Consider the following 19509-nt stretch of genomic DNA (forward strand, 5'->3'; position numbering starts at 1 on the left):
AAGCAATGGATACGCGATGAGCAACGACGCACAAACCACCGACTGGGCTGCCTGGAGCCGTGAGGCCGTTGAAATGATGCAGGCCCGCAATGCAGAGTGGCCCAAGGAATTTGGCTTGCAGGGCAGCCCCAGCTACCGCTGGGATCTGGAGCGCGCCCTGCTGGCGCTGGAAGCTCCGCTGCATGAGGTGATCGCTACGGTCTGCCTTGTGGGCACCAGCAGCGAGCAGGACGGCAGCTTTGTCTGGAGCTGGGCCAACGAAGCCATTCCCAAGCAGCATGGCCAAGCGCTGGAAGTGGTGCATGAGTTCGGCCGACATAACCAGCTGGCATTGCTGACCACGGCCCGGATTCCCGGCGGCCGTCCAGAGGCCATGGAGTGCATGTGCATTGCTGCCCGCCTGCAGCGCGCCGTAGGCACCTTCATCGACCAGCAGGGCGATGTAACCCTGTATTTCACCTTGCTGCACCTGCAGGTGGCGGTCGAGCAGCAGCAGCCGGCCAATTGAAAGCCGCGTACAGGATTGTTGACAGAGTGCGGGCGGGGTCGCCTATAGACTGACGCCCTCAAAAATCTGAAAAGGTCACCCCATGAAAACGATGTTTGCTTTGGCCGCAGCCATGTTTGTGCTGAGCGGCTGCGCTGTCTATGACAGCCGTGGCGGATACTACGACGATGGCTACAAAAAGCCTCACCCCCACGGCTGCCCACCGGGCCAGGCCAAGAAAGGCAATTGCTGAAATTGCCCGCTCGGAAACCCGCCAAAAGCGGGTTTTTCTTTGCGTTCTACAGCTCGTCCGGCTTGAGCCAGCCAATGCGGCCCTGACCGTTTTCATTGAGTGCGCTGACAAATTCGGCGGCGTCGGGCTCAGGCATCTGCAGCTTGAAGCTCACCAGACTGCCGTGATCGACCTCCAGCAGTTCGGCACCCGCCGCATCGGCCATGCGCCGCACCAGGCCCTCCAGCGGATAGGGAGCCGTGCATTGCAGGATCTGCATGCGCTGAATGGCGACTTTTTCGGCCTGCAGCAAGGCCTGTGCCACGGCGTCGGTATAGGCGCGCACCAGTCCGCCTGCACCGAGCTTGACGCCACCAAAATAGCGCACCACGGTGGCCAGCACGCCCTCCAGGTCCTGATGGCGCAGCACGTCCAGCATGGGGCGACCGGCCGTGCCACTGGGCTCGCCATCATCCACGGCCGCCGATTGACCGCCCGCCAGCAAGGCCCAGCAGACATGGGCGGCGCCCGGGTGCTCGCGCCAGAGTGCATCCACCACGGCCTGCGCGCTGGAGCGGTCCGTCATCGGCTGAACGCAGCCGATGAAGCGGCTTTTCTTGATGATCAGTTCACTGGAGACGGGAGCACGAAGAGTCTGAGGCATAGCGGCGGCAGCATAACCGCAAAGTCGGGGCCGAGCAGCGTTGCGGTACATGGGCCGGGTAGCGGCAGCTGTGACCTATCCATGACATGACGACGCGGCTTGTGGGGATTGCTCGACAGTGTCCTTAAGCCAATTCCTACAATTTCGGCAAGCCTCGAGCCTTAAGCTTTACGCAAAGGAGGCCGTCATGAACAATCCGCATCCACAGTCCCTGAGCGAACATACTTTTGGCCGCGAGCATTTCACGCCGCCTCCGCTGGCGCAGGAGCTGGCAGAGCCCCAGGCCCTGCAGGCTGCGGCACCCGAAGATGAATGGGAGTTGCTGCAGCGCATACGCAATGTGGGCGAGTGGTAGGCCCGGCCGCACTTTCTGTCTCAAGCCAGACCGGCTGCTCCTGAAAGGGAGAGCCGGTTTTTCCTGTCCGCGGACACGATACAGCGGCGAGAATCGCAGCCCATGACTGCTAGCTCTGCGCCGTTTCCCGATTCTTCGCACTGGATGCTGCTGCCGGCTGCCGCACAGGCAGCACAGCTGCCCGTGGCCCTGGCCGATGTGACGGCCATGATGGAAAGAGTGGGGCGCAGCAGCAGCGACGCCGTGGCCGAGCAGATCCTGCAACTGCTGGGGCGCCATGTGCCGCTGGCCCAATGCACGATCTTCTCCTTCCAGGGCATGGCCAGGCCTCGTGTGGTGGGCATGGGCGACAGGGCGCGCACGGGGGCGCTGCCCATGATTTCCCAGGATTACAGCGAGCGCTTCTATCCGCTCGATGGTTCGCAGCGCGTGATGCAGGCTGAGCTGGCGCGCCTTGCCAGGGACCCACATGCCAGGCCGCGCGTCTGGCTGCATCGCCAGGGACCGCACGATGTGCAGCACCCCGAGTACCGCCATGTCTGCTATGAGCTGCCGCGCATTGCCGAGCGGCTATCGCTGCTGATGCTGCAGGAAAACGCGCGCTGGCTTTCCGTGAACCTCTACCGGGGCGAGGAGCATGGCTGCTTCGACGCCGCAGCCATTGCCCGGATCGAGGCCTTTGCGCCCCTGGTCATGCAGGCCATGCGTCTGCATTACGCGGGGCAGACGCTGCAGGACGACCTGGTCGGGTTGGTGCTGGCGCGACTGGCAAGGCGCTTCGAGCAGCTGACGCCGCGCGACCTCGACGTGGTGCGGGCACTGGCCCAGGGCCTGGATGCCGATGCGCTGGCGCAGCGCCTGGGCATTACCGTCAGCAGCGCGCGCACCTATGTCAAACGCGTCTGCGCCAAGCTGGGCGTGCAGGGGCAGCGCGAGCTGTTTGCGTTGCTGATGGAGCCCGCTGAAGCTGTCGATGGTCAACTTTGATAGCTGCTTGGGGTTGATCTGTAAAGGCTGGAGGCTGATTCGACTTGAATATCGGTTGCCGGCCGGCATTGTCTCCATCTGGTGACATCGGCCTCGAGCTGCTTTTCTACACTGCATCTCAAGCCAGACCGAAAGGGGATGAAAGCGCACCGGTTTGACCACGACAGCGCCCCCAGGAGACAAGAACATGCACCAGCCATTTGCCGAGCCACGGCGCTCCATCTACTACCAGTACCAGGTTCATCAGCCCTGGCTTGCGTCCCGGAAGCCGGGCGAGCAAAGCCACCCAATCGTCATCGTCGGCACCGGCCCCGTGGGCCTGACCACGGCGCTGGAGATTGCCCGCCACGGCCAGCGTTGCGTGGTGCTCGAATCCGAATTGCAGGTGTCCGAAGGCAGCCGTGCCATTGTGTTCACGCGGCGCTCCATGGAAATCCTGCAGCAGGTGGGCGTGGCCCAGCGCGTGACGGAGATCGGACTGCCCTGGTGCTACGGCAACAGCATTTACCGCGGCCAGCGCGTGTTTCGCATGGAGAACGCGCGGGCCGACGACGATCGCTTCTTTCCCATGATCAATCTGCAGCAGCAGTACCTGGAGGAATACCTGGTCGATGCAGTGCAGGCCAACCCGCTGATCGAGCTGCGCTGGGGCAACCGCGTGAACAAGGTCGAGCAAAAGGGCGAGCAGGTTTTGGTGGAGGTGGATACCCCGGAAGGCAGCTACGAGCTGCGGGCCGACTGGCTGGTGGCCTGCGACGGCGCGCGTTCGGGGATTCGCACGGCCATGAATCTGTTGATGGAAGGCGCTTCCTACGAAGGCCGCTTCGTGATTGCCGATATCCGCATCGACCTGCCTCTGCCCACCGAACGTCTCGCATTCTTCGATCCCACATGGAACCCGGGCAACACCATCCTCATGCACCGCGAGCCGCACGGCATCTGGCGTGTGGACTACCAGCTGCCTGCTGGCGAAGATCCCGAGGATGCGCTCAGGCCCGAGTCGCTGAAGGCGCGCATCGATGCGCAGCTGGAGATGATAGGCTTTGGCGGCACGCCCTGGGAGATGGACTGGAGCTCCGTCTACTCGGCCCGCGCGCTGACCCTGCCCGACTATGTGCATGGCCATGTGATCTTTGCGGGTGATGCAGCCCATATGCTGCCCATCTTCGGCGTGCGCGGCGCCAACACCGGTTTTCAGGATGCTCAGGGCCTGGGCTGGCGTCTGGCACTCGTCGCCAAGGGCGCGGCCAGCGCAGCGCTGCTGCAAAGCTATAGCAGCGAGCGAGTGGGCGCGGCCCGCGAGATTGTGGAAGAGGCCGGCAAGAGCACACGTTTCATGGCGCCGCCGAGCAGAGGCTTCAGGCTGCTGCGCGATGCCGTGCTGTCCCTGTCGCTGAGCCAGCCCTTTGTCGGCCCGCTCTACCACTGGCGCACCTCGCGCCCGCATGAGTACGGCAACTCGCCACTCAACAGCGTGGGTGACGACAACCTGCTGTTCAAGGCCGGCCCCGCCCACGGCGCGCCGCCTCTGAACGTGCGCTTTGCGCCGGACAGCTATCTGCTAGACCACCTGGGTGGCGGCTTCGATCTGCTGTATTTCACGAGCGGCCAGGCGATTCCCGCCGAACTGCAGGCGGTCGTGGCCGGGGTCAGAGCTCGCGGTGTTGCTGTGCGCCTGATCGCCGTCAGCAGCCACGCTGCAAGCGCTATCGAAGGTTCCGATCTGGTACTTGATGACACCGAAGGCCGTTGCCGCGCACGCTATGGCGTGATGGCCGACGGCGCTGCCTATCTGCTGCGTCCCGATCAACATGTCTGTGCGCGCTGGATGGCGCTGGACGCCAATCGTTTGCAAGCCGCATTCAAAGCTGCCTTGCCAGCCTGAGGAGAGATTCAAATGATCCAAACCACTCTTGATATCGCCGGTCTGGAGACCGTGTACGACCAGCTGGCTGTCGCCATCGATGCCGTGGGCGCCGAAAAGTCCGAGCTGCTGCTGGTCAAGCTGGCGCTGCTGGCCGCCAATCAGCTCGGTGATGCCCGCCAGTTTGGCGAAATGATTGCGGCGGCCCAGCAAGATCTGTAAGCAAAAGGCTTGTCCGTGGCGGTCAGCCCGACCCGCCCAGGCTCGTTCTTGGCGGGTTCTCGGCGTGCTGACTCTCGGATTTCATAGCGGATAATCATTGTCTATCAATAGTTTGAGATGGATTTTCCACAAATCGATATGGCTTGATATCCGACAAGGCCGTGCCACGAAATCCAGGCAGACTGGAGCCATTGCCACTGTAGGAGGATTGGTCCATGAGATTGCGTCCCAGCACCTTGCTGCTATCTGCAGCCCTGAGCCTGAGTGGATTGAGTGCGGCTCCGGCCCTGGCCAAGTCGGCTGCCGAATGGCTGGCCTTGACAGGTGCCGTGCAGATCGGCTTGAGCCAGGCCGTCGAAAAAGCCCAGGCCGTTGCTCCCGGAAAAGCGATCGATGTCGAGCTGGAAGAGGGTAAGAAAGGCGCTGTGCCTTATTACTCGGTCACCCTGATCTCGCCCGTGAATGAGGAAATCAAGCTGCGCGTGAATGCCAACACGGGCGATGCCGCAGTGGAGGAGAACAAGGGGCGAGCCGAGGGCAAGCATGCCAAGCGCCTGGCCGATGCCCGGATCACGCTGGTACAGGCCGTCGATGCAGCTATTGCCACCTTGCCCGGCAAGCCGCTGGAGGCCCAGCTGGATTCGGACTGGGGCAAGACCAGCTACAAGGTCAAGATGCTGCGCGCCGATCAGACGGTCATGAAGCTCAGGCTTGATCCTGCCACCGGCGCTGTGACGAGGCAGGAAAAGGACTGAGTCGACGCGTTATCTGGATTCTGGTGCTATTAAGAAGTGAGTGACTGGCGCTTGTATTTCAATGATTTAAGGTGTGTTATGCATCGAATTTCAATGAAGGAAAGCGCTGGGTGCTATGAAGTTCAGAGTTCAACCCTGTTTCTGCAAGACCCTGCTCGTGCAAGGCTGAGGGCGGAAAAGTACACTGACGGGTTGTTTCTCCGAATAGGCCATGAGGCCATATAAAGCCCATCCACATGAACGCCCCGGTTGATGTTTCCTTTTTCCACCGCGATGCCAAGCCGCTGACCAGCTACAAGCCGTACTGGGCCAAGCGCTTCGGTCCGGCGCCGTTCCTGCCCATGAGCCGTGCGGAGATGGATCAGCTCGGCTGGGACAGCTGCGACATCATTCTGGTCACGGGCGATGCCTATGTGGATCACCCCAGCTTCGGCATGGCCGTCATCGGCCGTGTGCTGGAGGCGCAAGGCTTTCGCGTGGGCATCATCGCCCAGCCCGACTGGACCAGCGCCGAGGCCTTCAAGGCCCTGGGCAAGCCCAATCTGTTCTGGGGCGTGACGGCCGGCAACATGGACTCGATGATCAACCGTTACACGGCTGATCGCAAGATCCGCAGCGACGATGCCTATACCCCGGGCGATGTGGCCGGCAAGCGCCCCGACCGCGCGGCCATCGTTTACAGCCAGCGCTGCCGCGAGGCCTACAAGGATGTGCCCATCGTGCTGGGCGGCATCGAGGGCTCGCTGCGTCGCATTGCCCACTACGACTACTGGAGCGACAAGGTGCGTCGCTCCATCGTGGTGGACAGCAAGTGCGACATCCTGCTTTACGGCAATGCAGAACGTGCCCTGGTCGAAGTGGCGCACCGCATCGCGGCGCGCGAGCCGGTGGAGCAGATCACCGATGTGCGCGGCACTTCGTTTTTTCGCCGCGCTTCGGAGGAGGGCTGGTTCGAGGTCGATTCCACCACGGTGGACGAGCCCGGCGAGGTCGAGCCCCATATCAACCCCTATATGACGACCAGCGAGCAGGCCGAGGCCCAGGGCCAGAGCTGCTCCAAGGAAGATGCTGCGAAAGCTGAAGCGGACGGCCCTAATGACGGCGCATCGGTAGCCAAGGTCCAGCCCATCCAGTTCGTGCCCAATCTCTCGCTGCGCAGCAAGTCCAAGCTGCCTGCGCGCGAGCGCACCGTGCTGCGTCTGCCCAGCTACGAAGAGGTCAAGAGCGATCCGATTCTCTATGCCCACGCCAATCGCGTGCTGCACCTGGAAACCAACCCCGGCAATGCCCGTGCGCTGGTACAGGCTCACGGCGAGGGGACCACGGCCCGCGATGTGTGGATGAACCCGCCGCCCATTCCTCTCACAACGGCCGAGATGGACTGGGTCTTCGGCCTGCCGTACGCGCGCAGCCCGCATCCTGTCTATGCCGACGAAAGCGGCAGCCACGAGGGCGCCACCAAGATTCCGGCCTGGGAGATGATTCGCACCTCGGTGAACATCATGCGCGGCTGTTTCGGCGGCTGCACCTTCTGCTCCATCACCGAGCACGAGGGTCGCATCATCCAGAGCCGTTCCGAAGACTCCATCATCCAGGAGCTCGAAGAGATCCGCGACAAGGTCAAGGGCTTTACCGGCACGATCTCCGACCTGGGCGGGCCCACGGCCAATATGTACCGCCTGGGCTGCAAGAGCCCGCAGATCGAAGCGGCCTGCCGCAAGCCCAGCTGTGTCTTCCCCGGCATCTGCCAGAACCTGCACACCGACCACGGTCCGCTGATCAAGATCTACCGCCGCGCGCGCAAGCTGCCCGGCATCAAGAAGATTCTGATCGGCTCCGGCCTGCGCTACGACCTGGCGGTGAAGTCGCCAGAGTACGTCAAGGAGCTGGTTCAGCACCATGTGGGCGGTTATCTCAAGATCGCGCCCGAGCACACCGAGCAAGGTCCGCTGACCAAGATGATGAAGCCGGGCATCGGCAGCTATGACAAGTTCAAGCAGCTGTTCGAGAAGTTCAGCGAAGAGGCCGGCAAGAAGCAGTTTCTGATTCCTTATTTCATCGCCGCCCACCCGGGCACCAGCGATGAGGACATGATGAATCTGGCCATCTGGCTCAAGAAGAACGGCTTCCGTGCCGATCAGGTACAGACCTTCTACCCGAGCCCCATGGCCACGGCCACGGCCATGTACCACAGCGGCCGCAACACGCTGACCAAGGTGCGCCGCCAGATGCGCGACGAGGCCGAGGAGCGCGTGGACATCGTGCGCGGTGAAAAGCGCCGCCGTCTGCACAAGGCTTTCCTGCGCTATCACGACCCGAACAACTGGCCGCTGCTGCGCGAGGCGCTCAAGACCATGGGGCGCGCCGATCTGATCGGCAACGGCAAGCAGCACCTGATCCCGACCTTCCAGCCCCTGGTCGACGGCAGCTATCAGAGTGCACGAAAGAAGAACAGCACCTCGTCCAAGGCGGGTGGCGGAATTGGTTACACCACCAACAAGGACGGCAAGGCCGTGGCCGTGCGACGCCGCAGCGAAGAGGCGAGCCTGGAGCCCAAGGGCGATGTGCGCTTCCGCAGCAGCCAGCCTCAACCGGGCAAGCTGCTGACCCAGCATACCGGCCTGCCGCCGCGCGCGGGTGTGACTGGCAAGGTCAAGCCCGGTTTCAAAACTGCGGCAAAGCCCGCCAAGCCAGCGGGCCAGGGTTCGCGCAAGCCGCGCTGATGGCTGAAGCCTGACTGCCGCCGACAAAAAAACGACGCTTGATGCGTCGTTTTTTGTATTGGCGTGCGCTGCTGTCAGCCCATGGCCAGAGCCCCGCACCACTGCGGCAGCTGGTTTTCCTGCGTGGGGGCAAAGTATTCGCTGGTCATGGGTTTGGGGCGGGCGATGGCGTAGCCCTGCACATAATCCACGCCCATGGTCATGAGTTCCTCGGCAATCTCGCGGCTCTCGACAAACTCGGCAATGGTCTTTTTGCCCAGTGTCTGGCCGATGCGATTGATCATCTCCACCATGGCGTGGTCTCCCTTGTCCTTGAGCATGTCACGCACAAAGCCGCCGTCGATCTTGAGATAGTCGACGGGCAACTGCTTCAGATAGGTCAGCGACGACATGCCGACGCCGAAGTCGTCCAGGGCAAAACGGCAACCCAGGGCGCGCAGCGACTGAATCAGCCGTGTGGCATTGCTGAGGTTGCCAATGGCGCTGGTTTCGATGATTTCGAAACATAGCTTTTGCGGCGCAATTGCGTGCTGCTGCAACTGCTCCTTCACAAATTCCAGCAGGCCGTCGTCATCTAGGCTGGGACCGGAGAGGTTGATGGCGCAGGTTTCCACCAGCTTGGCGTGTCCGGGCTGCTGCGCCAGTGTCTGCAGGGCCCTGGTGATCACCCAGCGGTCAAGCGATGGCATCAGGCCGTAGCGCTCGGCTGCGGGTATGAAATGTCCGGGGGCCAGGATCTGGCCGCTTTCATCGCGCAGGCGCAGCAGGACTTCGAAGTGCATGCCGCTGTGGCGGCTGTGCTTGCGGGCCTGTAGCGGTGCGATGCTCTGGGCATAGAGGCAGAAGCGGTCTTCGTCCAGTGCGGTACGAATGCGTGTGGCCCATTCCATCTCGCTGACATAGCGGCTGTAGATTCCGTCCTCGGCCTTGTAGAAAAAGACCTTGTTGCGCCCGCGCTCCTTGGCCTGATAGCAGGCCATATCGACCATGCGCAGCAGATCGGAGGCATTGACCGCATCACCGGGAACATGCACGGCACCGATGGAAAAACCGGTGCGCAATATCTTCTCTCCCCAGGTGGTTTGCAGTTGCTGGGCTGCCAGGCGCAGCTTCTCGGCAATGCTCGCGACATTGGAAGGAGGGCAGTTCTCCAGCAGCACGGCAAACTCGTCACCGCCCATGCGCGCCAGGCAATCGGTTTCGCGCAGATTGGCCTGCAACATGCGAGAGACTTCACACAGCACCTCATCGCCAGCGGCATGGCCGCTGGTTTCGTTGATGAGCTTGAACTGGTCCAGGTCGATGTAGAGAAGAGCGTAGGGCTTGACCTGGTGCAGACCCTGGGTCAGCATTTTTTGCAGCCGTCGCTCGAATTCCCCGCGATTTTCCAGCCCCGTCAGCGTGTCATGGCGTGCATTCCAGGAGATCTGGTCCATGTACTGCTGCTCGCGCGACACATCGCGTAGCACGAAGACCGCCCCTGATGCCTGGCCATCGCGCTGCATGGCGGAGCCCAGCACCTTGACTGGCACGATGCTGTGGTCGGTGCGGCGAACCCAGTGCGTTTGCTCGTCACGCACGACGGTGGTCTCCCTGGTGTCATTGACAAGCTGAGCGAGCAGGCCTTCGCTGGTGATGGAGGCGTCCATGGTATAGAACTGCAACACCTGCTTGATGGGCTTGTCCAGATAGCTTTGCTTTTGCAGACCCAGCAGGCCTATGGCGGCGGGGTTGACATAGTTGACCATGCCCTTGGCATTGGTGGTGATGACCGCATCGCTGAGCGCTGCCAGCGTGGTCTCTGCGCGCTCTTTTTCGCTGTTGAGGCCGTCTTGAACCTGCTCTCGCAGCAGGATCAGGCGCCAGGTATTCCAGACCCACAGGCTCACCAGGCCAATGGCCAGGGCGCCGTTGAGGGCGAGCAGTAGCCAGACGATGTTGCGCGAGCTCTGGCCCAGAGAGTCGCTGAAGGCTCTGGTCAGGGCCGTCACGCCCTGGTTGATCAGGTCGATCTCGCGCTTCCAGGTGGCAATGTTTTCGCGGCCGATGTTGCCGACCTCGTATCCTTGCCGGATTTCCTGAGCCAGTGTGTCGAGCTGATTCAGGTATTCGTCACCCATCTTCCAGTACGCGACGGGTTCCTGCACCCAGCTGAAATAGCGGAATGTGCGCAGCAGCCAGATGAGGGAGCTGACATCATCGGGGTGGTTTTGGCCTTGCTCTATGCCTTTGCGCGCCAGGTCCAGGCGCAGAGGCTTGTCGTAGAGGGCAATACGTGCCTCGGCATCGCCACGCGGCACCTGCAAGGCCCGCTGATAGTGGGCGAAGTCGATCGGGTTGCCTTCATCCGCGTAGCGGGAAAGCGAGTAAATCGCATCTTTCTGGGCCTTGGACCAGAGACTTTCTCCGTTGACAAAAGCTCGCACGGCGGAGAGCAGATAGAGGCTGCAGCTGGCGCTGAGCATCAGGATCAGTGCCAGGAGCGCAAAAGCCCAGACGCGCTGCAGCAATTGTTGAGACTTCAGTGTGGGGCTCAAAGATGCCTTCATGACGCCTCATCCAGTAAATTGACTGTAAATGCATGAGTCAGGGCATCGACAAGGCAGACTGGTATGAAACAGCCAGAAGGCAATGTGCCTGCTGACGATCAGAACGCCGTCACGATGCCCGCTCTCATGGCTTGACCTTTCACGGTATTGCGTAGGAGGTATGTCAGATCACACGCAATTTGTATTCATTGGTAATTTTTGGCCTGTAGAAGTGAGCCTGGCGTCGGACAACTTCCTCTGTACCCCCAAGACAGAGCGGTGTTTTCTGTGAGAAAGTGGGTAACCAATCTGGCCGATTCAGAGCAGGTCTATGCAGTGCACCTGCGGCTGCTCCAGCACGCCGGCCCTGCGGTCGGCAAAGAAGCGTTCCAGGGTGAGCTTGACGGTGCGAAACGCGATTTCTTCCCAGGGGATGTCTGCCTCGGCGAACAACTGGGCCTCCATGGTCTCGGGCCCGGGGTAGAACTGCGTACTTCTGAGGCGGGCCAGATAGAAGAGATGGACCTGTCCTACCTGGGGCACGTTGATGAGACTGAACAGCCTGCCCAGCTCGATGTCGGCTCCGGCTTCCTCGTCGGTTTCGCGCTGGGCTCCGCGGCTGGTGGTTTCGGCCAGCTCCATGAAGCCTGCAGGCAGCGTCCATTTGCCGCGGCGCGGCTCGATATTGCGCTTGCACAGCAGCACGCGCCCGTCGTCCATCACGGGCAGGGTGCCGACCACATTGAGCGGGTTTTCATAGTGAATGGTGTGGCAGGCCGGGCAAACGGCACGCTCGCGCGTATCCCCATCGTCAGGAACGCGGTAGGTGACTGCGGTGCCGCAATTGCGGCAGAACTTGATGGGGCTGCGAAAAATCATCCCGCAACTATAAGCAAATCAGGCCGCTAGCGCAGGTACAACATGCGCAAACAGCTATGAAAAAGGGAGTCACACCTTGCGGAGCGACTCCCGGAGTACCTGGCCGGCGCAAACTGCCTGTGCGCCAGGGATTCTTAGGCGATCTGGATCTTGATGGACTCAAGTCCGGTGACTGCGCCTTCCAGCACATCACCCTTGACCACGGCGGCCACGCCCTCGGGGGTGCCGGTCATGATCAGGTCGCCGGGCTGCAGCTCCCAGGCGCTGGAGAGATGCTCAATGGTTTCGGCGATATTCCAGATCAGCTTGTGGATGTGGCTGCGCTGGCGATAGTCACCATTGACCTGCAGCGAAATCTCGGCGTTGACGATGTCTCCCGCCTGATCGGCTGGTGTGATGGGGCCTATGGGGGCGGATTGCTCGAAAGCCTTGCCGATACACCAGGGGCGGCCTTGCTTCTTCATGTCGTTTTGCAGGTCGCGACGTGTCATGTCCAGACCCACGGCATAGCCGTAGATGTACTGCAGTGCATCGGCTGCCTTGATGTTCTTGCCGGCCTTGCCGATGGCAACGACCAGCTCGATTTCATGGTGCAGATTCTGGGTCAGCGTGGGATAGGCCACGGTGGTGGTGCTGCCGGCTTCCACTGTCACGGTCGCGTCCGCAGGCTTCATGAAGAAGAACGGCGGCTCGCGGCCGGTAAAGCCCATTTCCTTGGCGTGATCCTCATAGTTGCGGCCCACGCAGTAGATGCGGTGAATGGGAAAGCGCTCGCCGCGGCCCACAACAGGCAGGCTGGCAACGGCAGGGGGATTGAACACGTAACTCATGAAGTCCTCGGCAGGAACACGCGCTGAAATCAGCAATGGTTGATGTGGCAAGCAGTGTGCCACGATGCAGGCCCGGAGACGGCGTGGCTGATGACGGCTTTTACGTATTCCGGCCCTAGGGAAAATGCCAGTCCGCGCGGCTCGCGCTATGCTGCTCACATCATGAAGCTGCATACCTATTTCCGTTCTTCCGCCTCTTATCGTGTGCGCATTGCGCTGCAACTCAAGGGGCTGTCCTATGACTCCGTGCCCGTGCATCTGGTGCGCGGCGAACAAAAGGCTGCGGCCTATGCCTCCCATGTGGGTGACGCGCTGGTGCCCGCACTGGTGACGGACGAGGGGCACTGGCTCACGCAGTCCATGGCCATCATCGAATATCTCGATGAGACCCATGCTGAAACACCATTGCTGCCCAGGGATGCACTGGGCCGTGCCCATGTGCGCGCATTGGCGCAGATGGTGGCTTGCGAGATCCATCCGCTCAACAACCTGCGCGTGCTCAAGTACCTGGTGCACCAAATGGGGGCCAGCGACGAGGCCAAGAATGGCTGGTATGCGCACTGGGTGCGCTCCGGCCTGGAAGCCTTCGAGCGTCAGCTGGCGCTGCTGGATGCCGAACGCAAGGCCATGGGCCTGGCGCCGTCGGCGTTTTGCTGGGGTGACGCGCCCACGCTGGCCGAATGCTGCCTGGTCCCGCAGATCTACAACGCCCAGCGCTTCAATGTGAATCTCGAGGCTCTACCGCGCCTGATGGACGTGGTCGAGCGATGCAACGCCTTGCCGGCTTTCCAGCAGGCCCATCCTTCGGCCTGTCCGGATGCTGAGTGAAGAGGGCGTCATGAGCGAGACCTATAGGCCGGGTCCACCGGACCTCTGGCCTGACTCCTGGCTGGTCCCCGACTGGCCGGCTCTGCCCGGGGTGCATGCCATCTGCACCTCGCGCGAGGGGGGCGTCAGCCAGGCACCCTGGGGCAGCATGAACCTGGGCGACCACGTGAGCGACAACCCCGCTCACGTGCGCCAAAACCGTGAACTGTTCAATGCGGCGCTGCAGGCCCGCACCCCTGGTGCCTGCACGGCGTTCTTGCAGCAGGTACATGGTGTGGAGGTGCTGACGCTGGACGCAGGCAATGTGGCCGAGTCCAATGGTGCAGCCTTCGATGCCTGCGTGACCGACGATGCAGGCGTGGTCTGTACCGTCATGGTGGCAGACTGTCTGCCCGTGTTGCTGGCCCATGATTCGGGGCTGGTCGTGGGCGCGGCCCATGCGGGCTGGCGCGGTCTGGCCGGCATGCCGCCCGGTAGAAAGCTGTCTGACGGGCCCTTGCCCGGCGGTGTGCTGGAGACACTTTTCGAGGCTTTCTGTCGCAAGGTGCAGATGCAGCCATCGCTTTCAGGGGGCGAAACATTGCGCTCCCGGATTGCCGCGCACACCCAGGCCTGGCTGGGCCCATGTATAGGCCCCGATTCCTTCGAGGTGGGGGCCGAGGTACGCGATATCTTTGTGGCCCATGACCCTGATGCTGCGCGGCATTTTGTGCCGGTAGCGGGCAGTGAGGGCAAATATCTGGCCGATCTGGCTCAGCTGGCACGCCAGAGGCTTGCTGCATTGGGCATTGCTGCAATCTTCGGCAACGATGGCAGTCTGCCCTGGTGCACGGTCAGCAATGCATCACGTTTCTTCTCGCACCGGCGCGACGCCGCCCGTCTGGGCGGCAGCGGGCGGCTGGCTGCCAGCATCTGGCGCGACGCCTGAGCCGGGGCTGGGGAGCGCGTGTTCTGCAGCTAGCGCTTCCTGTACCTGCCGGGCTTTGAGGCGGCGCTTTCTGGCCGGCGTGCCCAGTATGTAGAGCACGATGGAAAGCGGCAGCAGACCATAGAACACAAAGGTGAAAAATGCACCCAGCAGGGTGCCGCCGGGGCTGGCAGCCTCGGCGATCGTCATCATCACGACAACGTACATCCAGGCGATGGCAATGAGGTACATGGTGTTTCTGTAATGAGCCAGAAAGCATGCTGGCTCCGGGTTGTTTTGTGTCAAAACAGCTTCATAACGGCAAAATGAGGCCGCTTCTTGTCGGAACTGCCTGGCACATAGGTGACAATGCCGCCGTGTGAGCCGTATTGCAGATTCCGCAAGCGTCCCCAGACCCTGAGATCGCCGGTCGCTTGCCTTGACTAGGATGTAAGCATGAATTTTGACCCGAGCTGGGGCCAGGCTGGCCAATCCATTCAACAATTCTGGCAGGAGCAGTGGAGCAAGAGCCTCCAGACGCTTCAGCAGATGCAGTCCGGTGCTCCCATGGGGCTCAGCGCCATGCCAGGTCTGGGGGCCGCACCCAACCCTTGGGCAGGAATCATGGATGCCATGCAATCGGCAATGCCCCAGATGGCTACGGGTTCGGCTCAAGCGGTGCAGTTCGATGCGGCCAAACTGCAGGGGCTGCAGCAGGAATACCTGCAGTCGGTGCAGTCGTTGGCAGATGGAAAACAGATTCAGGCCCTGCTGTCCAGGGACAAGCGCTTTGCCAAGCCAGAGTGGAGCGCCAATCCCGTTGCATCGATGGCCGCAGCCAACTACCTGCTGGGCAGTCGCATGCTGACCGGTATGGCCGAGGCGGTGCAGGGCGATGAGAAAACACGCAATCGCGTGCGCTTTGCGGTCGAGCAATGGGTGGCAGCCATGGCGCCCAGCAATTTTCTGGCGCTGAACGCCGATGCGCTCAACAAGGTTGTTGAAACCAAGGGCGAGAGCTTGGCTCAGGGCATTGCCAATCTGCTGGCCGACATGCGCCAGGGTCATGTCTCCATGACCGACGAAAGCTTGTTCACCGTGGGCAAGAACGTGGCGACCACCGAAGGCGCGGTGGTTTTCGAGAACGAGCTGTTCCAGCTCATCGAATACAAGCCGCTGACTGCCAAGGTATTCGAGAAACCTTTTCTGATGGTGCCACCCTGCATCAACAAGTTCTACATTCTGGACTTGCAGCCGGACAATTCCGTGATTCGCTATGCCGTCAGCCAGGGGCACCGCACCTTCGTGGTCAGTTGGCGCAATCCCGATGAAAGCCAGGCGCACAAGAGCTGGGATGACTACATCGAAGATGGCGTGCTCAAGGCTGTGAGCACGGTTCAGGATATCTGCGAGGCGCCGCAGATCAATGTGCTGGGTTTCTGCGTGGGCGGCACCATGCTCTCCACTGCGATGGCAGTGCTGGCTGCGCGCCATGCCCGCGAGCATGGACAGCCGCAAGCTGCCAAGCCCCGCAGCCGCGCTGCGGCTGCAAAGACAGGCAGCAAAACTGCTGCGGCCAAGGTGGAGGCCCACGCTTTTCCCGTAGCCAGCATGACGCTGCTGACCACGCTGATCGACTTCCGCGACACAGGCATTCTGGACATCTTCATCGATGAAAACATGGTGCGCCTGCGCGAGATGCAAATGGGCAAAGGCGGGCTGATGAAGGGCCAGGACATGGCATCTACCTTCAGTTTTCTGCGCCCGAACGATCTGGTCTGGAACTATGTGGTGGGCAACTACCTCAAGGGCGAGACACCTCCGCCATTCGATCTGCTTTACTGGAACAGCGACTCCACCAATCTTCCCGGCCCGTTCTACGCCTGGTATCTGCGCAATCTCTACCTCGAGAACAATCTGATCAAGCCCGGCGTGCTGACCGTGTGCGGCGAGAAGATCGACATGAGCCAGCTCAAGATGCCGGTCTATATCTACGGCTCGCGCGAGGACCACATCGTTCCTGTCGCTGCGGCCTATGCCTCGTCGCAGGTACTGGGCGGCGAGCGTCGTTTCGTGATGGGTGCCTCCGGCCATATCGCCGGCGTCATCAACCCGCCGGCCAAGAACAAACGCAGCCACTGGCTGCGTGAGGATGGCGAGTTTCCCGAGGCGTTCAACGATTGGCTGGCCGAGGCCACGGAGTATCCGGGCAGTTGGTGGACGGACTGGAGTGCCTGGCTGGGCAGCCATGCAGGCAAGCAGTTCGCGGCTCCCAAGAGCTATGGCCGTGCACGTGCCTATGAAGCCATCGAAGATGCTCCGGGTCGCTACGTTCTGTCAAAAGCCTGAGCGAGGCCTGAGGCACAATCAGTTCCATATTGCGGTGCAGCAAACAAGGCTCGCACCGTGATAGGAAGCGGCGGGTGGCACGATGAACAGGATGCAACCCGCACGCATGCATCACTTGTAAGAAACCTAGAAAGGTTCGTCAGCAATGGAAGACATCGTTATCGTTTCCGCCGTGCGTACGGCGGTCGGCAAGTTCGGCGGCTCTCTGGCCAAGATTCCTGCAACCCAGCTGGGGGCGACCGTGATTTCCGAGGCTCTGGCTCGTGCCAAGGTGGGCAAGGACCAGGTCGGTGAAGTCATCATGGGTCAGGTGTTGACGGCGGCGGCCGGGCAGAATCCTGCGCGTCAGGCCATGATGGCGGCCGGCATTGCCAAGGAGACCCCTGCGCTGACGATCAATGCCGTCTGCGGCTCCGGCCTTAAGGCCGTTATGCTGGCAGCTCAGGCCGTGGCAACCGGAGACAGCGAAATCGTGGTTGCCGGAGGCCAGGAAAACATGAGCCTGTCGCCCCATGCCGTGCCCAATTCGCGTGACGGCCAGCGCATGGGTGACTGGAAGATGGTGGACACCATGATCGTGGACGGTCTGTGGGATGTCTACAACCAATACCACATGGGCATCACTGCCGAGAACGTGGCCAAGGAAAAGAACGTCAGCCGCGCGCAGCAGGATGCGCTGGCGCTGGCCAGCCAGCAAAAGGCTGCGGCCGCGCAGGATGCTGGCAAGTTCAAGGACGAAATCGTTCCCGTGAGCATTCCCCAGCGCAAGGGTGACCCCATCGTGTTCGACAGTGACGAATACGTCAACCGCAAGACCAATGCCGATGTGCTGGCCACCCTCAAGCCCGCTTTCGACAAGGCAGGTTCGGTCACGGCCGGCAATGCCTCGGGTCTGAACGACGGCGCCGCCGCCGTGGTGGTGATGACGGCGGCCAAGGCCAAGGCACTGGGCCTCAAGCCTTTGGCCAAGATCGTGTCTTACGCCACCAGCGGCCTGGCCCCAGAGGTCATGGGTCTGGGTCCTGTCTATGCCACGCGCAAGGCGCTGGATCGCGCCGGCTGGAAGGCTGCCGATGTGGATCTGTTCGAACTCAACGAAGCCTTTGCTGCACAGGCCTGCGCGGTGAATCAGGATCTGGGCATTGACACCGCCAAGGTCAACGTCAACGGTGGTGCCATCGCCATCGGTCACCCCATTGGTGCATCGGGCTGCCGCATTCTGGTGACGCTGCTGCATGAAATGCAGCGCAGCGGTGCCAAGAAGGGCCTGGCCGGCCTGTGCATTGGCGGTGGCATGGGTGTTGCTATGGCTGTGGAAGCCTGCTGAGGCTTCAGGATTGCAGACTGCTCCGGTGCTCCTGAAGATCGGCGCAGTCTGGGAAGCCCGCTGATGCCAGCCTCCCGTCGACCCTAGGGAAGATCACGAGGTAAACCACGGCGAAAGCGGGCTCATTCGGACCTACTCGATTGCATACTGGCATGGCCAGCGTGCAGGGTGTGTGGCGTTCAAAACGATAAGCAATTCCTAAGAATTCTTATCGTTGATAGTGTGATCGTGAAATAACCATTGATTGACAGGAGAGATGAATGGGTCAGAAAGTAGCGTACGTCACGGGGGGCATGGGCGGTATCGGTACCGCAATCTGCCAGCGTTTGCATAAGGATGGCTTCAAGGTGATCGCGGGTTGCGGACCATCGCGCGACTACCGCAAGTGGCTGGACGAGCAGGCGCAATTGGGTTACACGTTTTATGCCTCGGTTGGCAATGTGGGGGATTGGGAATCCACCGTCGAAGCCTTCAACCAGACCAAGGCAGAGCACGGCAACATCGATGTGCTGGTGAACAACGCGGGTATCACCCGCGACCGCATGTTCGTCAAGATGACGCCGGACGACTGGAAGTCGGTCATCGAAACCAACCTCAACTCCATGTTCAACGTTACCAAGCAGGTGGTGGCAGACATGGTGGAAAAGGGCTGGGGCCGCATCATCAACATCAGCTCGGTCAACGGCGCCAAAGGACAGGCCGGGCAGACCAACTACTCGGCCGCCAAGGCCGGCATGCATGGTTTCACCATGGCGCTGGCTCAAGAGCTGGCTGCCAAGGGTGTGACCGTGAATACAGTCAGCCCTGGTTACATCGGTACCGATATGGTCAAGGCCATTCGTCCCGATGTGCTCGAAAAGATCGTGGCGGGCGTGCCCGTCAAGCGTCTGGGCGAGCCTGCGGAGATCGCTTCCATCATCTCCTGGCTGGCTTCGGAAGAGGGCAGCTATTCCACAGGTGCGGACTTTGCGGTCAACGGCGGCCTGCATATGCACTAAGCCTTTTCAGGCATTCAGCAAAAAAGGAGCTCAGGCTCCTTTTTTTCATGCCCTTCGTTTTGCACTGTGCGCTGCGACCGGAAAACTCGGTTAAGCAAATGACAAAACCCGCAGAGATCATTCATGCGGGTTTTGAGGAATGGGGGGCCACTTCAGAGAGTGGCACGGGGCAGTAAGGCTTGTGGGTTCTTTGGCCTAGCAGTGCCGACTGCCCGGGCACCTGGCTGCAACACACTTAGCTTTGGTCTGCACAGTGTTGCGCGGCGAGCGCTTAGCGCTTGCGATCGCGTTCGTCTTCGGGCCAGATGGACATGATGTTCGTGGTTTGCATGGGAATCTCTCCTGTATGTCTGTTTAACGTCTGACGGATTCAGCTCGTTGACAGCTTTTTGGAAATTTTTACCTGTTCTTTTATCCAGTGATAATCAGGCTGCAAATGCGGGGGCACGCTTGCGATCACGTTCGTCCCAGGGCCAAGCCATCAGAGACATAGCTGCTGCCGCCTGTGCGGGCTGGGCTTTGGCGGTGTCGGTAACAGTGGTGGTCATTGCAGTTCACTCCTTTGAGTGGTTCA

General features: G+C 61.2%; 19 protein-coding genes. 13 read left to right on the top strand and 6 right to left on the bottom strand.

Annotated features, from left to right (window positions below; translation table 11 throughout):
- Positions 1 to 16: 16 nt before the first annotated feature.
- Both EIC84_RS21005 and EIC84_RS26045 read left to right on the top strand, forming a co-directional pair.
- Positions 17 to 508 (top strand): DUF6882 domain-containing protein, encoded by a 492-nt coding sequence (locus tag EIC84_RS21005; RefSeq protein ID WP_003064947.1) that lies wholly within the window; start codon positions 17 to 19, stop codon positions 506 to 508.
- A gap of 82 nt (positions 509 to 590) precedes the next feature.
- A complete protein-coding gene (locus tag EIC84_RS26045; protein WP_003064948.1) occupies positions 591 to 740 on the top strand; it encodes a hypothetical protein in 150 nt (49 codons plus the stop codon).
- Positions 741 to 786: 46 nt separating this feature from the next.
- Here the strand turns inward: EIC84_RS26045 and EIC84_RS21010 are convergent, their stop codons facing one another.
- Positions 787 to 1383, bottom strand: coding sequence for a YigZ family protein (locus EIC84_RS21010; protein ID WP_003064949.1), 597 nt, complete (start codon positions 1381 to 1383; stop codon positions 787 to 789).
- 187 nt (positions 1384 to 1570) lie between these two features.
- Here EIC84_RS21010 and EIC84_RS26050 point away from each other — a divergent pair, with 187 nt between their 5' ends.
- From EIC84_RS26050 to EIC84_RS21035, 6 genes are all read left to right on the top strand, one after another.
- On the top strand, positions 1571 to 1738 hold the full coding sequence (locus EIC84_RS26050; RefSeq protein WP_003064951.1) for a hypothetical protein: 168 nt from the start codon (positions 1571 to 1573) through the stop codon (positions 1736 to 1738).
- 102 nt (positions 1739 to 1840) lie between these two features.
- Positions 1841 to 2725 carry a helix-turn-helix transcriptional regulator gene (locus tag EIC84_RS21015; protein ID WP_003064953.1) on the top strand — a complete coding sequence of 295 codons (885 nt, stop codon included), beginning with the start codon at positions 1841 to 1843 and terminating at the stop codon, positions 2723 to 2725.
- Positions 2726 to 2912: 187 nt separating this feature from the next.
- Complete coding sequence (locus EIC84_RS21020) at positions 2913 to 4610, top strand: FAD-dependent monooxygenase (protein WP_003064955.1); 1698 nt, start codon at positions 2913 to 2915, stop codon at positions 4608 to 4610.
- A gap of 12 nt (positions 4611 to 4622) precedes the next feature.
- Complete coding sequence (locus EIC84_RS21025; protein WP_003064957.1) at positions 4623 to 4811, top strand: DUF2783 domain-containing protein; 189 nt, start codon at positions 4623 to 4625, stop codon at positions 4809 to 4811.
- A 215-nt stretch (positions 4812 to 5026) separates the two neighbouring features.
- The gene (locus EIC84_RS21030) at positions 5027 to 5566 is read left to right on the top strand and encodes a PepSY domain-containing protein (protein ID WP_003064959.1); all 540 of its coding nucleotides are present in this window, start codon (positions 5027 to 5029) and stop codon (positions 5564 to 5566) included.
- Positions 5567 to 5802: 236 nt separating this feature from the next.
- Positions 5803 to 8289, top strand: a complete 2487-nt coding sequence (locus tag EIC84_RS21035) for a YgiQ family radical SAM protein (protein ID WP_003064962.1) — start codon at positions 5803 to 5805, stop codon at positions 8287 to 8289.
- Positions 8290 to 8363: 74 nt separating this feature from the next.
- Here the strand turns inward: EIC84_RS21035 and EIC84_RS21040 are convergent, their stop codons facing one another.
- From EIC84_RS21040 to EIC84_RS21050, 3 genes are all read right to left on the bottom strand, one after another.
- Positions 8364 to 10838, bottom strand: a complete 2475-nt coding sequence (locus tag EIC84_RS21040; protein ID WP_034361981.1) for a bifunctional diguanylate cyclase/phosphodiesterase — start codon at positions 10836 to 10838, stop codon at positions 8364 to 8366.
- Between the two features lie 297 nt (positions 10839 to 11135).
- The gene (locus tag EIC84_RS21045) at positions 11136 to 11696 is read right to left on the bottom strand and encodes an NUDIX hydrolase (RefSeq protein ID WP_003064965.1); all 561 of its coding nucleotides are present in this window, start codon (positions 11694 to 11696) and stop codon (positions 11136 to 11138) included.
- Positions 11697 to 11830: 134 nt separating this feature from the next.
- Positions 11831 to 12526, bottom strand: coding sequence for a fumarylacetoacetate hydrolase family protein (locus EIC84_RS21050; RefSeq protein ID WP_003064967.1), 696 nt, complete (start codon positions 12524 to 12526; stop codon positions 11831 to 11833).
- Positions 12527 to 12688: 162 nt separating this feature from the next.
- Here EIC84_RS21050 and maiA point away from each other — a divergent pair, with 162 nt between their 5' ends.
- Together maiA and EIC84_RS21060 are read left to right on the top strand one after the other, a co-directional pair.
- Complete coding sequence (gene maiA / locus EIC84_RS21055) at positions 12689 to 13354, top strand: maleylacetoacetate isomerase (RefSeq protein WP_003064969.1); 666 nt, start codon at positions 12689 to 12691, stop codon at positions 13352 to 13354.
- Between the two features lie 10 nt (positions 13355 to 13364).
- On the top strand, positions 13365 to 14282 hold the full coding sequence (locus tag EIC84_RS21060; RefSeq protein ID WP_003064971.1) for a polyphenol oxidase family protein: 918 nt from the start codon (positions 13365 to 13367) through the stop codon (positions 14280 to 14282).
- On the opposite strand, the gene EIC84_RS21065 is transcribed toward EIC84_RS21060, so the two are convergent.
- The gene (locus tag EIC84_RS21065) at positions 14199 to 14513 is read right to left on the bottom strand and encodes a hypothetical protein (protein WP_003064974.1); all 315 of its coding nucleotides are present in this window, start codon (positions 14511 to 14513) and stop codon (positions 14199 to 14201) included. The two genes, EIC84_RS21060 and EIC84_RS21065, sit on opposite strands and share 84 nt — an antisense overlap.
- A 204-nt stretch (positions 14514 to 14717) precedes the next feature.
- Between EIC84_RS21065 and EIC84_RS21070 the strand changes: the two genes are divergently transcribed.
- From EIC84_RS21070 to phbB, 3 genes are all read left to right on the top strand, one after another.
- Positions 14718 to 16610: an alpha/beta hydrolase gene (locus EIC84_RS21070; protein WP_003064976.1), complete on the top strand. Its 1893-nt coding sequence runs from the start codon at positions 14718 to 14720 to the stop codon at positions 16608 to 16610.
- Positions 16611 to 16755: 145 nt separating this feature from the next.
- Positions 16756 to 17937, top strand: coding sequence for an acetyl-CoA C-acetyltransferase (locus EIC84_RS21075; protein WP_003064978.1), 1182 nt, complete (start codon positions 16756 to 16758; stop codon positions 17935 to 17937).
- A gap of 260 nt (positions 17938 to 18197) precedes the next feature.
- Positions 18198 to 18935, top strand: coding sequence for an acetoacetyl-CoA reductase (gene phbB, locus EIC84_RS21080; protein ID WP_003064980.1), 738 nt, complete (start codon positions 18198 to 18200; stop codon positions 18933 to 18935).
- A gap of 425 nt (positions 18936 to 19360) precedes the next feature.
- Here the strand turns inward: phbB and EIC84_RS26550 are convergent, their stop codons facing one another.
- Positions 19361 to 19483: a hypothetical protein gene (locus EIC84_RS26550; protein WP_003064982.1), complete on the bottom strand. Its 123-nt coding sequence runs from the start codon at positions 19481 to 19483 to the stop codon at positions 19361 to 19363.
- Between the last annotated feature and the right edge of the window lie 26 nt (positions 19484 to 19509).

It is taken from the genome of Comamonas sp. A23 (assembly GCF_004522605.1).
Taxonomy (GTDB): Bacteria; Pseudomonadota; Gammaproteobacteria; order Burkholderiales; family Burkholderiaceae_C; genus Comamonas; species Comamonas thiooxydans.

What these genes read in the sequence shown, in the direction of transcription:
- EIC84_RS21005 (WP_003064947.1), top strand. Translation starts at nt 17, where the DNA reads ATGAGCAACGACGCACAAACCACCGACTGGGCTGCCTGGAGCCGTGAG.
- EIC84_RS26045 (WP_003064948.1), top strand. Translation starts at nt 591, where the DNA reads ATGAAAACGATGTTTGCTTTGGCCGCAGCCATGTTTGTGCTGAGCGGC.
- EIC84_RS21010 (WP_003064949.1), bottom strand. Translation starts at nt 1,383, where the DNA reads ATGCCTCAGACTCTTCGTGCTCCCGTCTCCAGTGAACTGATCATCAAG.
- EIC84_RS26050 (WP_003064951.1), top strand. Translation starts at nt 1,571, where the DNA reads ATGAACAATCCGCATCCACAGTCCCTGAGCGAACATACTTTTGGCCGC.
- EIC84_RS21015 (WP_003064953.1), top strand. Translation starts at nt 1,841, where the DNA reads ATGACTGCTAGCTCTGCGCCGTTTCCCGATTCTTCGCACTGGATGCTG.
- EIC84_RS21020 (WP_003064955.1), top strand. Translation starts at nt 2,913, where the DNA reads ATGCACCAGCCATTTGCCGAGCCACGGCGCTCCATCTACTACCAGTAC.
- EIC84_RS21025 (WP_003064957.1), top strand. Translation starts at nt 4,623, where the DNA reads ATGATCCAAACCACTCTTGATATCGCCGGTCTGGAGACCGTGTACGAC.
- EIC84_RS21030 (WP_003064959.1), top strand. Translation starts at nt 5,027, where the DNA reads ATGAGATTGCGTCCCAGCACCTTGCTGCTATCTGCAGCCCTGAGCCTG.
- EIC84_RS21035 (WP_003064962.1), top strand. Translation starts at nt 5,803, where the DNA reads ATGAACGCCCCGGTTGATGTTTCCTTTTTCCACCGCGATGCCAAGCCG.
- EIC84_RS21040 (WP_034361981.1), bottom strand. Translation starts at nt 10,838, where the DNA reads ATGAAGGCATCTTTGAGCCCCACACTGAAGTCTCAACAATTGCTGCAG.
- EIC84_RS21045 (WP_003064965.1), bottom strand. Translation starts at nt 11,696, where the DNA reads ATGATTTTTCGCAGCCCCATCAAGTTCTGCCGCAATTGCGGCACCGCA.
- EIC84_RS21050 (WP_003064967.1), bottom strand. Translation starts at nt 12,526, where the DNA reads ATGAGTTACGTGTTCAATCCCCCTGCCGTTGCCAGCCTGCCTGTTGTG.
- maiA (WP_003064969.1), top strand. Translation starts at nt 12,689, where the DNA reads ATGAAGCTGCATACCTATTTCCGTTCTTCCGCCTCTTATCGTGTGCGC.
- EIC84_RS21060 (WP_003064971.1), top strand. Translation starts at nt 13,365, where the DNA reads ATGAGCGAGACCTATAGGCCGGGTCCACCGGACCTCTGGCCTGACTCC.
- EIC84_RS21065 (WP_003064974.1), bottom strand. Translation starts at nt 14,513, where the DNA reads ATGTACCTCATTGCCATCGCCTGGATGTACGTTGTCGTGATGATGACG.
- EIC84_RS21070 (WP_003064976.1), top strand. Translation starts at nt 14,718, where the DNA reads ATGAATTTTGACCCGAGCTGGGGCCAGGCTGGCCAATCCATTCAACAA.
- EIC84_RS21075 (WP_003064978.1), top strand. Translation starts at nt 16,756, where the DNA reads ATGGAAGACATCGTTATCGTTTCCGCCGTGCGTACGGCGGTCGGCAAG.
- phbB (WP_003064980.1), top strand. Translation starts at nt 18,198, where the DNA reads ATGGGTCAGAAAGTAGCGTACGTCACGGGGGGCATGGGCGGTATCGGT.
- EIC84_RS26550 (WP_003064982.1), bottom strand. Translation starts at nt 19,483, where the DNA reads ATGACCACCACTGTTACCGACACCGCCAAAGCCCAGCCCGCACAGGCG.